The organism is Pseudomonas sp. DWRC2-2 (genome assembly GCF_049897885.1).
Classification (GTDB): domain Bacteria; phylum Pseudomonadota; class Gammaproteobacteria; order Pseudomonadales; family Pseudomonadaceae; genus Aquipseudomonas; species Aquipseudomonas azotoformans_A.
Genome location: NZ_JAFCXD010000001.1, coordinates 1,665,600 through 1,680,046, shown reverse-complemented (window position 1 = coordinate 1,680,046; position 14,447 = coordinate 1,665,600). Strand labels below are relative to the sequence as shown.

At 61.4% G+C, this 14,447-nt stretch carries 9 protein-coding genes; 7 read left to right on the top strand and 2 right to left on the bottom strand.

Going from position 1 to position 14,447, the window contains the following annotated elements; genetic code table 11:
* Positions 1-4: 4 nt before the first annotated feature.
* The 4 genes from treC to ACP7EW_RS08200 all read left to right on the top strand — a co-directional run bounded on the left by treC (position 5) and on the right by ACP7EW_RS08200 (position 5,788).
* Entirely contained in the window at positions 5-1,651 is a 1,647-nt protein-coding gene (gene treC / locus ACP7EW_RS08215) for an alpha,alpha-phosphotrehalase (protein ID WP_426216320.1), read from the top strand.
* Between the two features lie 69 nt (positions 1,652-1,720).
* Entirely contained in the window at positions 1,721-2,941 is a 1,221-nt protein-coding gene (locus ACP7EW_RS08210) for a maltoporin (RefSeq protein ID WP_426216318.1), read from the top strand.
* Positions 2,942-2,990: 49 nt separating this feature from the next.
* Positions 2,991-5,507, top strand: coding sequence for a phosphoenolpyruvate--protein phosphotransferase (gene ptsP, locus ACP7EW_RS08205; protein WP_426216316.1), 2,517 nt, complete (start codon positions 2,991-2,993; stop codon positions 5,505-5,507).
* 2 nt (positions 5,508-5,509) lie between these two features.
* Entirely contained in the window at positions 5,510-5,788 is a 279-nt protein-coding gene (locus ACP7EW_RS08200) for a PTS transporter subunit EIIB (protein ID WP_426216314.1), read from the top strand.
* 124 nt (positions 5,789-5,912) lie between these two features.
* Here ACP7EW_RS08200 and mltF read toward each other — a convergent pair whose 3' ends face one another.
* The gene (gene mltF, locus ACP7EW_RS08195; protein ID WP_033898602.1) at positions 5,913-7,373 is read right to left on the bottom strand and encodes a membrane-bound lytic murein transglycosylase MltF; all 1,461 of its coding nucleotides are present in this window, start codon (positions 7,371-7,373) and stop codon (positions 5,913-5,915) included.
* Positions 7,374-7,660: 287 nt separating this feature from the next.
* Here mltF and purL point away from each other — a divergent pair, with 287 nt between their 5' ends.
* From purL to ACP7EW_RS08180, 3 genes are all read left to right on the top strand, one after another.
* Positions 7,661-11,557: a phosphoribosylformylglycinamidine synthase gene (gene purL / locus ACP7EW_RS08190; protein WP_426216312.1), complete on the top strand. Its 3,897-nt coding sequence runs from the start codon at positions 7,661-7,663 to the stop codon at positions 11,555-11,557.
* Positions 11,558-11,561: 4 nt separating this feature from the next.
* Complete coding sequence (locus ACP7EW_RS08185) at positions 11,562-11,873, top strand: NGG1p interacting factor NIF3 (RefSeq protein WP_426216310.1); 312 nt, start codon at positions 11,562-11,564, stop codon at positions 11,871-11,873.
* Between the two features lie 474 nt (positions 11,874-12,347).
* The gene (locus ACP7EW_RS08180; protein WP_426216308.1) at positions 12,348-12,626 is read left to right on the top strand and encodes a DUF6124 family protein; all 279 of its coding nucleotides are present in this window, start codon (positions 12,348-12,350) and stop codon (positions 12,624-12,626) included.
* A gap of 102 nt (positions 12,627-12,728) precedes the next feature.
* Here the strand turns inward: ACP7EW_RS08180 and nagE are convergent, their stop codons facing one another.
* Positions 12,729-14,435 (bottom strand): N-acetylglucosamine-specific PTS transporter subunit IIBC, encoded by a 1,707-nt coding sequence (nagE, locus tag ACP7EW_RS08175; protein ID WP_426216306.1) that lies wholly within the window; start codon positions 14,433-14,435, stop codon positions 12,729-12,731.
* Positions 14,436-14,447: the final 12 nt, after the last annotated feature.

Sequence of the window (14,447 nt, the reverse complement as noted above, 5' to 3'; positions counted from 1 at the left end):
CACCATGCAAGACTGGCAACACTCGGTGATCTACCAGATCTACCCGAAAAGCTTCCACAGCCACGCGGGTAACGCCACCGGTGACCTGCTGGGCATCGTGGACAAACTCGACTACCTCAAATGGCTGGGCGTCGACTGCCTGTGGATCACCCCGTTCCTGCGCTCGCCGCAACGGGACAACGGCTACGACATCAGCGACTACTACGCCATCGATCCCAGCTACGGGACCATGGCCGATTGCGACCTGCTGATCAGTGAAGCGGCCAAGCGCGGCATCAAGTTGATGCTGGATATCGTGGTCAACCACACCTCCATCGAACACGAATGGTTCCAGCAGGCACGCAGTAGCCTCGACAACCCGTACCGCGACTTCTACATCTGGCGGGACCAGCCGAACAACTGGGAATCCAAGTTCGGCGGTTCGGCCTGGGAATACGAGGCGCAAACCGGTCAGTACTTCCTGCACCTGTTCGACCACACCCAGGCCGACCTCAATTGGGACAACCCCAACGTGCGCGCCGAAGTGTTCAAGCTGATGCGTTTCTGGCGCGACAAGGGCGTGGGCGGTTTCCGCCTGGACGTGATCAACCTGATCTCCAAACCCGCCGATTTCCCCGAAGACAACACCGACGGCCGCCGCTTCTACACCGACGGTCCGAACGTGCACGACTACCTGCAGGAAATGCACCGTGAAGTCTTCGACGGGCATGACCTGATCAACGTCGGCGAGATGTCGTCCACCAGCCTGGAACACTGCATCCGCTACTCGCGGCCGGAGTCAAAAGAGCTGTCGATGACCTTCAACTTTCATCACCTGAAAGTCGATTACCCGAACCTGCAAAAGTGGGTGAAAGCCGACTTCGACTTCCTGCAACTCAAGCAGATCTTCTCTGACTGGCAGTTGGGCATGCAGGCCGGTGGCGGTTGGAACGCGCTGTTCTGGTGTAACCACGACCAGCCTCGGGTGGTCTCGCGTTTCGGCAATGACGGCGAGCACCGCGTGATCTCGGCCAAGATGCTGGCGACCGCGCTGCACTTTCTCCAGGGCACGCCGTATGTGTACCAGGGCGAAGAGCTGGGCATGACCAACCCGGGCTTTGACAGCATCTCGCAGTACCGTGATGTGGAGACCTTGAACATCTTCCGTCTCAAGCGCGATGCCGGGGAGTCCGAGGCGTCGAGCATGGCGGCGATCATGCAGAAGTCCCGGGACAACGGCCGTACGCCGATGCAGTGGAGTGCCGGGGAAAACGCCGGTTTCAGCAGCGGTGAGCCATGGATCGGTATTCCGGCCAACGCGGCGCAGATCAACGTCGAAAGCCAATTGGATGACCCGGATTCAGTGCTGCATCACTACCGCGCGCTGATTGCCTTGCGTCGTCACGAACCGCTGATCCAGGAAGGCGTATACCGCCAACTGTTGCAGGATCATTTGCAAGTCTGGGCCTACCTGCGCGAGGGCCATGGCGAGCGCCTGCTGGTGCTGAACAACTTCTACGGCACGCCCTGCGAAATCCAGCTGCCGGACAACCTGATCAACCCGGCCAGCGAACAGCGCCTGCTGATCAGCAACTACCCCGACTGCCCGCAACGCACCGCCACGGTAACGCTGCGCCCCTACGAATCGTTTGTGCTGCACCTCAAGGACTGAGACCTGCTGCAACCCCGTGTGGGAGCACGGGGCGCTTCAAAAATCATAATAAAAATATCGGAGTGCTTCATGAGAACAACTATAAAGCTGGGCCTCGTTGCGTCTTGTCTGAGCCTGCCGTTTGGCGCTCAAGCCCTGGAATTTGCCGGTTACCTGCGCAGCGGCGCAGGCACCTCGACGGGCAGCGGTCCACAGCAATGTTTCCAACTGCCGGGGGCGCAATCCAAATACCGCCTGGGTAACGAATGCGAACAGTACGCCGAGCTGGAACTGCGCCAGGACTTGCTCACCCTCGATGACGGTTCGGTACTCAGCGTCGATGCCATGGCGTCGCTCTACAACAAGTACGACCGTGCGCTGAAGTTCCAGGGCGAGAACAACGGCTCGGCGCGCATGCCGCAGATGTATGCGCAGTGGTCCAACCTGCCCAGCCTCAATGGCGGTTCGCTGTGGGCCGGCCGGCGTTACTACAAACGAAACGACATCCATATCTCCGACTTCTACTACTGGAACCAGAGCGCCACGGGCGGCGGTATCGAGGACGTGCTGATCGGCGACCTCAAGTACAGCTACGCGATTTCCCGCAAGGACAACCTGTACCAGAAGGAATACGCCACCCGTCACGACTTCAACGTCGCGGGCTTCAAGACCAACCCCGGCGGCGAGCTGGAACTGGGCTTGAGCTATATCGAAAAAGCCGGCGGGCGCGACACCAACAGCGGTTGGGCGATCACCGCGCAGCACGTGCAAAAACCTTTCCTCGGTGGCAAGAACAAGTTCGCCTTGCAGTACGGCGAAGGGCCCGGCACCGGACTGGGCTACACCGGCAATACCTTCCTCGACAACAGCAGCAAAAGTTACCGCGCCGTGGAGTTTTTCGATTGGCAGGTGACCCCGCGTTTCGGTGGTCAGGTCGAAGCGGTGTACCAGAAGGACATCCGTCCTGGCAGCCAGGACCAGACCTGGATGTCCATCGGCGTGCGCCCGGCGTATGCCATCAGCGAGCAATTCAAACTGGTCACCGAGCTTGGGCATGACCAGGTCGATGCCACGGGCGGCACCCGCAAGCTGAGCAAATTTACCTTCGCTCCCACATGGTCGCCCAAAGGCCCGGATTTCTGGGCACGGCCGGAAGTGCGCTTGTACTACACCTATGCAACCTGGAACGAAGCGGCCAAGCGTGCTGCGAATGAATTGGCGGCAGGGTCGGCGTTGTCCGATACCGGCTCCTATGGCACGGCGCGGCATGGGTCGAACGTTGGTGTGCAGGTTGAGTACTGGTGGAAGTAATCCTTCCTCCGCTCAATGATATCTACAGAACAAAACAGCAGGTGAAGTCATGACCACAACTCAACCCCTGGAATTGCTGGCGCCCTTATCGGGTGTGCTGCTGGCGCTGGACAAGGTGCCGGACCCGGTGTTCTCCAGCCGCCTGATCGGCGATGGCCTGTGCATCGACCCCACGTCGCAGACGCTGTGCGCGCCGCTGGCGGGGGTGATCAGCAACATCCAGGACAGTGGGCATGCGGTCAGTGTCACCGCTGACAACGGCGTTCAGGTGCTGATGCATATCGGCCTGGACACCGTGAACCTGGCAGGCCAGGGCTTCACCCGGCTGGTGCAGGAAGGCCAGCGGGTGGAGGCCGGGCAGCCGTTGATCGAATTCGATGCCGACTACGTGGCGCTCAACGCACGCAGTTTGCTGACCTTGATGCTGGTGGTCAGCGGCGAGCCCTTCAGCCTGTTGGCAGACGGCCTGGTGGAAACGGGCCAGCCGCTGTTGCAGTTGTCCCCAGGTGAGGCCGTGCAAGCAGCGGACGAAGAGGAGGGCGATGCACTGTTCTCCAAACCGCTGACCTTGCCCAACGCCAACGGCCTGCACGCGCGCCCAGCAGCGGTATTTGCCCAGGCGGCGAAAGGTTTCAACGCCAGCATCTACCTGCACAAGCAAACCCAGAGCGCCAACGCCAAATCGCTGGTGGCGATCATGGCGTTGCAAACCATGCAGGGCGATACCTTGCAAGTGAGCGCGGCGGGCGAGGACGCCGAGGCGGCGATCAAGGCGCTGGTGGTCTTGTTGGCTGAAGGCTGTGGCGAGGTGGTAGCGAGTGTTGCCGAGCCAGCCGCAATGCAGTCGTCGGCGACCTTGCTGCGGGGCGTGTGTGCATCGCCGGGCTCGGCGTTTGGTCAGGTCGTTCAAGTGACCGAGCCCGAGCTGGTCATCACGCAGCAAGGCACGGGCGAAGCTGCCGAACGTGCTGCTTTGACCCGTGGCCTGCTCGCCGCCACTGAAGCGTTGCAGGTGTTGCAGGACAAAGCGGCTGGCAGCGCCCAGGCCGAGATTTTCCGTGCCCATCAGGAACTGCTCGAAGACCCGACCTTGCTGGAACACGCCCACCGCCTGCTGGCGGAAGGCAAGAGCGCGGCCTTTGCCTGGAACAGTGCAACGCTTGCGACCGTCACGCTCTTCCAGGGCTTGGGCAACGCACTGATCGCCGAGCGTGCGGCAGACCTGGCCGACGTCGGCCAGCGCGTGCTGAAACTGATCCTGGGTATTCAGGACAGCGCCTGGGACTTGCCGGAGCGCGCGATCCTCATCGCCGAGCAACTCACGCCGTCGCAGACGGCCAGCCTGGATACCCGCAAGGTGCTGGGGTTTGTCACTGTCGGGGGCGGCGCGACCAGCCACGTCGCAATCCTCGCGCGCGCCCTGGGCCTGCCGGCTATTTGTGGTGTTCCGGTCGAGGTGTTGGCGTTGGCCAATGGCAAGCAGGTGCTGCTCGACGCCGACAAAGGCGAGCTGCACCTCGACCCGAACCTGGCCGAAATCGAGCAACTGGACGCTGCCCGTCAACAACAGGGGCTGCGCCATCAGCGCGATGTGGCGCAGGCCTCGTTACCCGCCACGACCCGTGACGGCCACCACGTTGAAGTCACTGCCAACGTGGCGTCGTTGCAGGAAGTCGAGCAATCCCTGACCCTCGGTGGAGAAGGCGTCGGCCTGTTGCGCTCGGAGTTCCTGTATCTGGATCGCAACCGTGCCCCAAGTCCCGACGAACAGGCAGCGACCTACACCGCGATCGCCCGTGCCCTGGGCACCGAGCGTAACCTGGTGGTGCGCACCCTCGACGTCGGTGGCGACAAACCCTTGGCCTATGTGCCGATGGACGCCGAGACCAACCCCTTCCTCGGTCTGCGCGGCATTCGTTTGTGCCTGGAGCGTCCGGAGCTGTTGCGCGAACAATTCCGCGCGATCCTCGCCAGCGCTGGTTTTGCGCGGCTGCATATCATGTTGCCGATGGTCAGCCTGCTCTCGGAGCTGCACCTGGCGCGCAAAATCCTTGAAGAGGAAGCGCTGGCGCTGGGGCTCACCGAGTTGCCAAAGCTGGGCATCATGATTGAAGTGCCGTCCGCCGCGCTGATGGCGGATGTGTTCGCGCCCCATGTGGATTTCTTCTCCATCGGCACCAACGACCTGACCCAGTACACGCTGGCGATGGACCGCGACCACCCGCGCCTGGCCAGCCAGGCCGACAGTTTCCACCCGGCGGTGCTGCGCCTGATTGCCACCACGGTCAAGGCCGCCCACGCCCATGGCAAGTGGGTGGGTGTGTGCGGCGCGTTGGCGTCCGAAGCGTTGGCCGTGCCCGTGCTGATCGGGCTGGGTGTGGACGAGTTGTCGGTCAGCGTGCCGTTGATCCCCACCATCAAGGCCACCGTGCGCGAGCTGGACCTGGCCGACTGCCAGATTATCGCCCGCCAGGTCCTGGGCCTGGAAGAAGCCGCCCAGGTGCGTGAGGCCTTGCGCCAGTATCACGCGGCTACCGTTGAAACCTCACCTGTCGTGGAGCACTGAGTATGTTCGAGAAATTACAGTGGGCGTTCTGGAAAGCCCTGACGCCGGATTTGATTGCCGAGACGGTCGTTGTGCCAACACAGAGCCTGCTGTCGGCCGAGGTGCTGAATGCGTTGGGTGGGGCGGATAACCTCAAGTCACAGCAGCGTGTGGCGCTGACGCGGGTGAGGGTGCAGTTGTTGGATGGGGCGAAGTTGGATGCGGCGGCGTTGAAGGCGGCGGGTGTGCCGGGGGTGATGATGCTGACGGGCGGCGTGGTGCATCTGCTCACCGGCCTCTAAGCCCAATGGAGATTCAAATGTGGGAGCGGGCTTGCTCGCGAATACGGTGTATCAGAAACAGATGAGCTGACTGACCCACCGCTTTCGCGAGCAAGCCCGCTCCCACATAGGTTCGGTAGTACTCTTACAGTTTCGGGTTGTCTTCCGGCGGCTTGGTCTTATCCACACCCGGCACATGCAGATTGCCTTCGACCACCTGGTTGCCTTCCAGCTGCGGCTGGGTCACCCAGGTGAGAATGTCGTAGTAGCGCCGGATGTTCGCCACGAAGTGCACCGGCTCACCGCCCCGGGCATAACCGTAGCGGGTCTTGCTGTACCACTGTTTCTGCGACAGACGCGGCAGCATCTTCTTCACGTCCAGCCACTTGTTCGGGTTCAGGCCTTCACGCTTGGCCAGCGTGCGCGCATCTTCCAGGTGACCGGTGCCGACGTTGTAGGCGGCCAGGGCAAACCAGGTGCGATCCGGCTCGGCGATGCTGTCGTCCAGTTCATCCTTGATCTTGGCCAGGTACTTGGCGCCGCCCATGATGCTTTGCTTGGGGTCCAGGCGGTTGGACACGCCCATCGCCTGGGCGGTGTTCTGGGTCAGCATCATCAGGCCGCGCACGCCGGTCTTGGAGGTGACGGCCGGTTGCCACAGTGATTCTTGATAGCCGATGGCAGCCAGCAGGCGCCAATCGACCTTTTCTTCCTTGGCATAGGCGCGGAAGTGTTTCTCGTATTTGGGCAAACGCTGCTGCAGGTGCTGGGCGAAGGTGTAGGCGCCCACATAACCGAGAACATCGACATGCCCGTAGTAGCGGTCTTTCAGACGCTGCAACGTGCCGTTCTTCTCGACTTTATCCAGGTAACTGTTGATCTCGTTGAGCAGGCTGTTGTCTTCGCCGGCGGCCACGGCCCAGCTCTGGTTGCTGGCGTTGCCCAGGTCGAACGCCACGCGCACGTTGGGGAAGTACACCTGGTTCATCGCCACTTCGTTGGAGTCCACCAGGGTCAGGTCGATTTGCCCTTCGTCCACCATGCGCAGCAGGTCGACCACCTCAACGGCGTCGGATTCTTCGTATTCAATCGCAGGGTTCTGCTTTTTAAGCTCTGCCAGTTGCTCGGCGTGAGTGCTGCCCTTGAGCACCATGATCTTCTTGCCCACCAGATCGGCCGCGTTGGTCGGACGCGACTGGCCGTTGCGGTAGATGATCTGCGGGGTAACTTCTAGATAAGGGTGGGAGAAACGCACTTGCGTCTGGCGCTGCTCGCTGCTGACCAGGCCGGCGGCTGCGAGAACCGGGCCATTGGGTTTGCCCAGTTGGCCGAACAGGTCGTCGAGATTGTCGGCGGTCTCGATCTCAAGCTTCACGCCAAGGTCATCGGCAAAGCGCTTGACCAGTTCGTATTCGAAACCGGTTTCGCCGTTGCGGTCCTGGAAATAGGTCGCCGGACTGTTCCGGGTGACCACCCGCAATACGCCATCCTCCTTGATTCGCTCGAGCGTGCTGGGTTTATCAACACAGGCGCTGAGCATCAGGAAGAGTCCGGTGGCGATGAGCCATTTGGCGCATCGCGGGCGCAAAGCAGTTGGGGAGAACATCTGCGCAGTATACGCAAACGGCCCACGGCGCCATATCTCGACAGCGCGGGTCTTGTCTGCTAGCGCCGCCAAAACTGTGCTGCAGCCCGCAGAAACGGGGCTTGGCGCGCGATTGTGACGGTTAAAATAACTGCGCCGAATGCCGGGTATACCCCCTCGAAAGGGGTGTAATCCGGCCAACTGACGTCCGGCAGCAGCCACCGGTAGCGTTTCGGGTGCCGTTGGCGGCGGTTTACGCTAGAATGCACGGCCTCAAAGCACACCCCCTTCCCGAGGCTGTCCCGAAGATGTTGATCCTGCGCGGTGCTCCTGCCCTTTCTGCCTTTCGCCACAGCAAACTCCTTGAGCAACTGAGCCAAAAGGTTCCAGCTGTTACAGGCCTGTACGCTGAATTTGCTCACTTCGCCGACGTTACCGGCGTGTTGACCGCCGACGAACAGCAAGTGCTGGCACGCCTTCTGAAGTACGGCCCAAGCGTTCCGGTTCAAGAGCCTAATGGCCGCTTGTTCCTGGTTCTGCCGCGGTTCGGCACCATCTCGCCCTGGTCGAGCAAGGCCAGCGATATCGCCCGCAACTGCGGCCTGGAAAAAATCCAGCGCCTGGAGCGTGGTATCGCGTTCTACGTCGCCGGTCAGTTCAGCGATGCCGAAGCCGAGCTGATCGCCAGCAGCCTGCACGACCGCATGACCCAGATCATCGTCAGCCAGCTGGAACAGGCTGCCGGCCTGTTCAGCCACGCCGAACCCAAGCCGCTCACCGCGATTGACGTGCTCGGCGGTGGCCGCGCCGCCCTCGAGAAGGCCAACACCGAACTGGGCCTGGCCCTGGCCGAAGACGAGATCGACTACCTGGTCAACGCCTTCAATGGCTTGAAGCGTAACCCGCACGACATCGAACTGATGATGTTTGCCCAGGCCAACTCCGAGCACTGCCGTCACAAGATCTTCAACGCCAGTTGGGACATCGACGGCGAAAGCCAGGAAAAAAGCCTGTTCGGCATGATCAAGAACACCTACGTGATGCACAGCGAAGGCGTTCTGTCGGCTTATAAGGACAACGCCTCGGTGATCGTCGGCTCCGTCGCCGGTCGTTTCTTCCCGGACCCTGAGACCCGCCAGTACGGCGCGGTGCAGGAGCCGGTGCACATCCTGATGAAGGTCGAGACCCACAACCACCCGACCGCGATTGCCCCGTTCCCAGGCGCAGCCACCGGTTCCGGCGGCGAAATCCGTGACGAAGGTGCGACCGGCCGTGGCGCCAAGCCAAAGGCAGGCCTGACCGGTTTTACCGTGTCCAACCTGCAGATCCCAGGTTTCGAACAGCCATGGGAAGTGCCGTACGGCAAGCCTGAGCGCATCGTCACCGCGCTGGACATCATGATCGAAGGCCCGCTGGGCGGCGCTGCATTTAACAACGAATTCGGCCGTCCGGCCCTCACCGGTTACTTCCGTACCTTCGAACAGTCCATCACCACCCCGCGTGGCGATGAAGTGCGCGGCTACCACAAGCCAATCATGTTGGCCGGCGGCATGGGCAACATCCGTGAAGAACACGTCAAGAAAGGCGAGATCCTGGTCGGCTCCAAGCTGATCGTACTCGGCGGCCCGGCGATGCTGATCGGCCTGGGCGGCGGCGCGGCTTCCTCCATGGCCACCGGCACCAGCTCGGCGGACCTGGACTTCGCTTCCGTACAGCGCGAAAACCCAGAGATGGAGCGTCGCTGCCAGGAAGTCATCGACCGTTGCTGGCAGTTGGGTGACAAGAACCCGATCAGCTTCATCCACGACGTCGGCGCCGGTGGTTTGTCCAACGCCTTCCCTGAACTGGTCAACGATGGCGACCGTGGTGGCCGTTTCGAACTGCGCAACATTCCAAACGACGAGCCGGGCATGGCCCCGCACGAAATCTGGAGCAACGAATCCCAGGAACGCTACGTGCTGGCCGTTGGCGCTGAAGACTTCGCGCGCTTCCAGGCCATCTGCGAGCGCGAGCGCTGCCCGTTTGCGGTAGTCGGCGAAGCCACTGCCGAGCCACAACTGACGGTTACCGACAGCCACTTCGGCAACAGCCCGGTGGACATGCCACTCGAAGTGCTGCTGGGCAAAGCACCGCGCATGCATCGTTCGGCCGTGCGTGAGGCCGAGCTGGGCGATGATTTCGACCCAAGCCAACTGGAACTGGCCGACAGCATCGAACGCGTGCTGCACCACCCGGCCGTGGCGAGCAAAAGCTTCCTGATCACCATCGGCGACCGCACCATCACTGGCCTGGTTGCCCGTGACCAAATGGTCGGCCCGTGGCAGGTTCCAGTGGCCGACGTTGCCGTCACCGCCACCAGCTTCGACGTCTACACCGGCGAAGCCATGGCCATGGGCGAGCGCACGCCGCTGGCCCTGCTCGATGCTCCGGCGTCGGGCCGCATGGCCATTGGTGAAACTCTCACCAACATCGCTGCGTCGCGTATCGGTAAATTGTCTGACATCAAACTGTCGGCCAACTGGATGTCCGCTGCCGGTCACCCCGGTGAAGACGCACGTCTGTATGACACTGTTAAAGCAGTCGGTATGGAGCTGTGCCCTGAGCTGGGCATCACCATTCCGGTGGGCAAGGACTCCATGTCCATGGCCACCCGTTGGAACGAAGAGGGCGTCGACAAGACGGTCACCTCGCCGCTGTCGCTGATCGTCACCGGTTTTGCACCGGTTACCGACATCCGCCAGACCCTGACCCCGCAACTGCGCATGGACAAAGGCACCACCGATCTGATCCTGATCGACCTGGGCCGTGGCCAGAACCGCATGGGCGCGTCCATCTTGGCGCAAACCCATGGCAAGCTCGGCAAACACGCGCCGGACGTTGACGACGCCGAAGACCTCAAAGCCTTCTTCGCCGTGATCCAAGGCCTGAACGCCGACGGTCACCTGCTGGCGTACCACGACCGTTCCGATGGCGGCCTGCTGACCAGCGTTGTCGAGATGGCCTTCGCCGGTCACTGCGGCCTGAACATCGTGCTCGACAGCGTTGCCGAGGATGCATCCGAAATCAACGGCATCCTGTTCAACGAAGAGTTGGGTGCGGTGATCCAGGTTCGCCAGGACGCTACCCCGGACGTACTCGCCCAATTCAGCGCTGCTGGCCTGGACGACTGCGTAGCCGTGATCGGCCAGCCGATCAACAACGGCGAGATCAACATCTCGTTCAACGGTGACACGGTGTTTGCCGGTCAGCGCCGCTTGCTGCAACGCCAGTGGGCTGAGACCAGCTACCAGATCCAACGCCTGCGTGACAACGCCGACTGCGCCGAGCAGGAATTCGACGTGATCCTGGAAGAAGACAATCCGGGCCTGAGCACCAAGCTCAGCTTCGACGTCAACCAGGACATCGCCGCGCCTTACATCAAGAAAGGCATCCGCCCACAGGTTGCCGTACTGCGTGAGCAGGGCGTCAACGGCCAGGTGGAAATGGCGGCCGCGTTTGACCGCGCTGGCTTCAATGCAATCGACGTGCACATGAGCGACATCCTCGCCGGTCGCGTTGACCTCAACGAGTTCAAAGGCCTGGTAGCCTGCGGCGGTTTCTCCTACGGCGACGTGCTGGGTGCCGGTGAAGGCTGGGCCAAGTCGGCCCTGTTCAACAGCCGTGCCCGCGATGCGTTCCAAGGCTTCTTCGAGCGCAACGACAGCTTCACCCTGGGTGTGTGCAACGGTTGCCAGATGATGTCCAACCTCAGCGAACTGATTCCGGGCAGCGAGTTCTGGCCGCACTTTGTGCGTAACCGTTCCGAGCAGTTCGAAGCCCGTGTCGCCATGGTGCAGGTGCAAGAGTCCAACTCGATCTTCCTGCAAGGCATGGCCGGTTCGCGCATGCCAATCGCCATCGCCCACGGTGAAGGCCATGCCGAGTTCGAAAGCGAAGAAGCGTTGCTGGAAGCCGATCTGTCCGGTTGCGTGGCCATGCGTTTCGTCGACAACCACGGCAAGGTCACCGAGAGCTACCCGGCCAACCCGAACGGCTCGCCGCGCGGGATCACCGGCCTCACCAGCCGCGACGGCCGCGTGACCATCATGATGCCGCACCCGGAGCGTGTATTCCGCGCCGTGCAGAACTCGTGGCGCCCGGAAGAGTGGAACGAAGACGGCGCGTGGATGCGCATGTTCCGCAACGCCCGCGTGTGGGTGAACTAAGACGGTGTACAAGCTCGCCTTCTTTGTGCCCGCAAGTCCTGTGGAGACGGTGAAAACCGCCGTCTTCGCCGCCGGCGGCGGGCGCATCGGCAACTACGACAGCTGCGCCTGGCAAGTGCTGGGCCAGGGCCAATTCCGCGCGATGGACGGCAGTCAGCCGTTTATTGGGCAGGTGGGCCAGGTTGAAGTGGTTGAGGAGTGGAAGGTGGAGCTGGTGGTGGCGGATGAGTTGATTGTGGCTGTTGTGGCTGCGCTCAAACTCAGTCACCCGTATGAGACACCGGCGTATGAGGTGTGGCAGTTGGCGGATTTTTGATTCGCAGGCTGCAAAAACAAGAAACCCGCTGGGCCAGTTTGGTCAGCGGGTTTTTTGTTGGCTGTTAGGGCCTCATCGCGGGCAAGCCCGGCTCCCACATTCGACCGCGTTGTCATGTCGTACATCAATCCCCTGTGGGAGCTGGCTTGCCTGCGATGGCGTCGGTACAGGCGCCTCAGATCTTTCCCACAGGTCTTTCAGGTTGTCCCTCGGAACTCGCACAACTAACCTTCGTCAGTCGCTGCCAATTCAGTGACCGGGACTGCAAGCCCGCCGAAACCTCACCAGTTAGTCACAAGCGCCTTTATAATTGCGGCGCTTTTTCATGGTCGCCATCTATGGTGGCTGTGTGCGGGAGACCTTCGGGTCTACCGAGACTTGCTGGTGACTCTCGGTCTTGCAGGCCCGCGCACAGCTGCCACCCATCATCTGCAAGTGATGCTGGTAGCTCTAACTTCACACCAGAGGTTTACCATGATCAAAGACAGCCCAAATCCCCCATCTGACTCTCACCCCACCGACCAACTCTTCACCGTACGGCTCAGCCTCGATAGCGAAACCTTACTTGCCAATGCCGCCCAGGATATTGCGTCGGTACAGGCTTTGACGGGGTACCTGGCCTTTGAAGTCGATGGCGTCCAACGAGATATCGCGCTGGCAGTTCACCGTATGCTTGAAGGTATCCAATTGATGGTGGATCGAGTGTTGGATTTGAATGAGGTGCCCGAACTCAAATCTTCCTGCGCCGGTTAAATCCATTCGCGAGCAAGCCCGCTCCCACATTTTGAATGTATTCACAGATCAAAATGTGGGAGCGGGCTTGCTCGCGAAGAGGCCAAAACAGTCCCTACATGTCTACACCCTGGCCCCGACCTCACGGCCATTGACCAACCGCTCCAGCGCTTCGCCCAAGCCCGACGCTTTGTCACCAATCAACAAGTGCCAAACACCGCTATCCAGTTGGCTAACGCCTTGGCAACCCAGCGCAGTCAGGTCAGCCTCGGACAACACCGAATCATCCCCCAACTCCACCCGCAACCGCGTCATCGCCACCGCTTCCAACTGGCGAACATTTGCCCGGCCACCCAAGGCATTCAGCCATTTCTCGGCTTCCTGCACATTCACCGTCACCGGCTTATCCACAGGCGCAACCGCCACCGGTGCACTGGCAACAAACGACGGCATGGCCAGGCGAATCTCATCAGCAATGCTATCGGCCATCGGCCCCACCACCACCTGCAAACTCCCGCCATTCCCCGGCCGCACCACCGCCATGGCGCCCAGCGCTTTCAACTCCGCATCCACGGCCTTGTTGCGATCCACCATGTCCAACCGCAGGCGCGTGGTGCAGGCGCCGACGCTCAGCAGGTTCTCTGCGCCGCCCAAGGCTCGGATGTAGGCCGTGGCGCGCTGGTTATCCGTCATCACCTCAGCCTGCACCACCTGGATGTCTTCACGCCCGGGCGTTTTCAGGTTGAAGCGGCGAATGCAGTAGTTGAACACGCTGTAATAGATCAGCGCATAGGCCAGACCAACCGGGAACACCAGCCAGCCATTGGTGGACTTGCCCCAACCCAGCACCATGTCGATAAACCCACCGGAGAAGGTAAATCCGAGGTGGATATTCAGCATGTTGGTGACCGCCATCGACAGACCGGTCAGCACGGCGTGGATCAGGTACAGGAACGGTGCGAGGAACATGAAGGCGAATTCAATCGGTTCGGTCACCCCGGTCAGAAACGAGGTCAACGCCATGGAGAGGAAAATCCCGCCCATCACTTTACGGCGCTCCGGCAATGCATTGCGGTACATCGCCAAACACGCAGCCGGCAGGCCGAACAGCATCACCGGGAACATGCCGGTCATGAACTGGCCGCCTTTCGGGTCGCCGGCAAAATAACGGGTGAGGTCGCCAGTGACCACCGCGCCGGTCACGGGATCGGTAAAGGTGCCGAACACAAACCAGGCCATATTGTTGAGGATGTGGTGCAGACCGGTGACGATCAGCAGGCGGTTGAACACGCCAAACACAAACGCACCCAGGCTGCCGCTTTCCATCAACAACACGCCGAAGCTGTTGATGCCGTGCTGGATCGGCGGCCAGATCAAACCAAAGATCACGCCCAGGCCGACGGCACTGAACCCGGTAACAATCGGCACAAACCGTCGCCCACCAAAGAACGCCAGGTACTCCGGCAGCTTGATGTCCTTGAAGCGGTTATACAGCCCGCCCGCCATCAGGCCGCTGGCGATACCGGCGAGCATGCCCATGTTGATGGACGTGTCCATCACCTTGAGCGTGGAGACCATCACCAGGTAACCAATCGCACCGGCCAAACCTGCCGTGCCGTTGTTGTCGCGGGCAAACCCCACGGCGATGCCGATGGCGAAGATCAGCGCCAGGTTGGCGAAGATCGCCTGCCCGGCGTCGTGCATCACCGCGATGTTCAAAAGATCGGTGTCACCCAGGCGCAGCAAGAGGCCGGCGATCGGCAGGATCGCGATCGGCAGCATCAGTGCACGGCCCAGGCGTTGCAGGCCTTCGATGAAATGTTGGTACATGGCGAGTCTCCT

Excerpts from the sequence above, each read along its gene's own strand:
- treC (WP_426216320.1), top strand. The coding sequence starts at position 5 with ATGCAAGACTGGCAACACTCGGTGATCTACCAGATCTACCCGAAAAGC.
- ACP7EW_RS08210 (WP_426216318.1), top strand. The coding sequence starts at position 1,721 with ATGAGAACAACTATAAAGCTGGGCCTCGTTGCGTCTTGTCTGAGCCTG.
- ptsP (WP_426216316.1), top strand. The coding sequence starts at position 2,991 with ATGACCACAACTCAACCCCTGGAATTGCTGGCGCCCTTATCGGGTGTG.
- ACP7EW_RS08200 (WP_426216314.1), top strand. The coding sequence starts at position 5,510 with ATGTTCGAGAAATTACAGTGGGCGTTCTGGAAAGCCCTGACGCCGGAT.
- mltF (WP_033898602.1), bottom strand. The coding sequence starts at position 7,373 with ATGTTCTCCCCAACTGCTTTGCGCCCGCGATGCGCCAAATGGCTCATC.
- purL (WP_426216312.1), top strand. The coding sequence starts at position 7,661 with ATGTTGATCCTGCGCGGTGCTCCTGCCCTTTCTGCCTTTCGCCACAGC.
- ACP7EW_RS08180 (WP_426216308.1), top strand. The coding sequence starts at position 12,348 with ATGATCAAAGACAGCCCAAATCCCCCATCTGACTCTCACCCCACCGAC.
- nagE (WP_426216306.1), bottom strand. The coding sequence starts at position 14,435 with ATGTACCAACATTTCATCGAAGGCCTGCAACGCCTGGGCCGTGCACTG.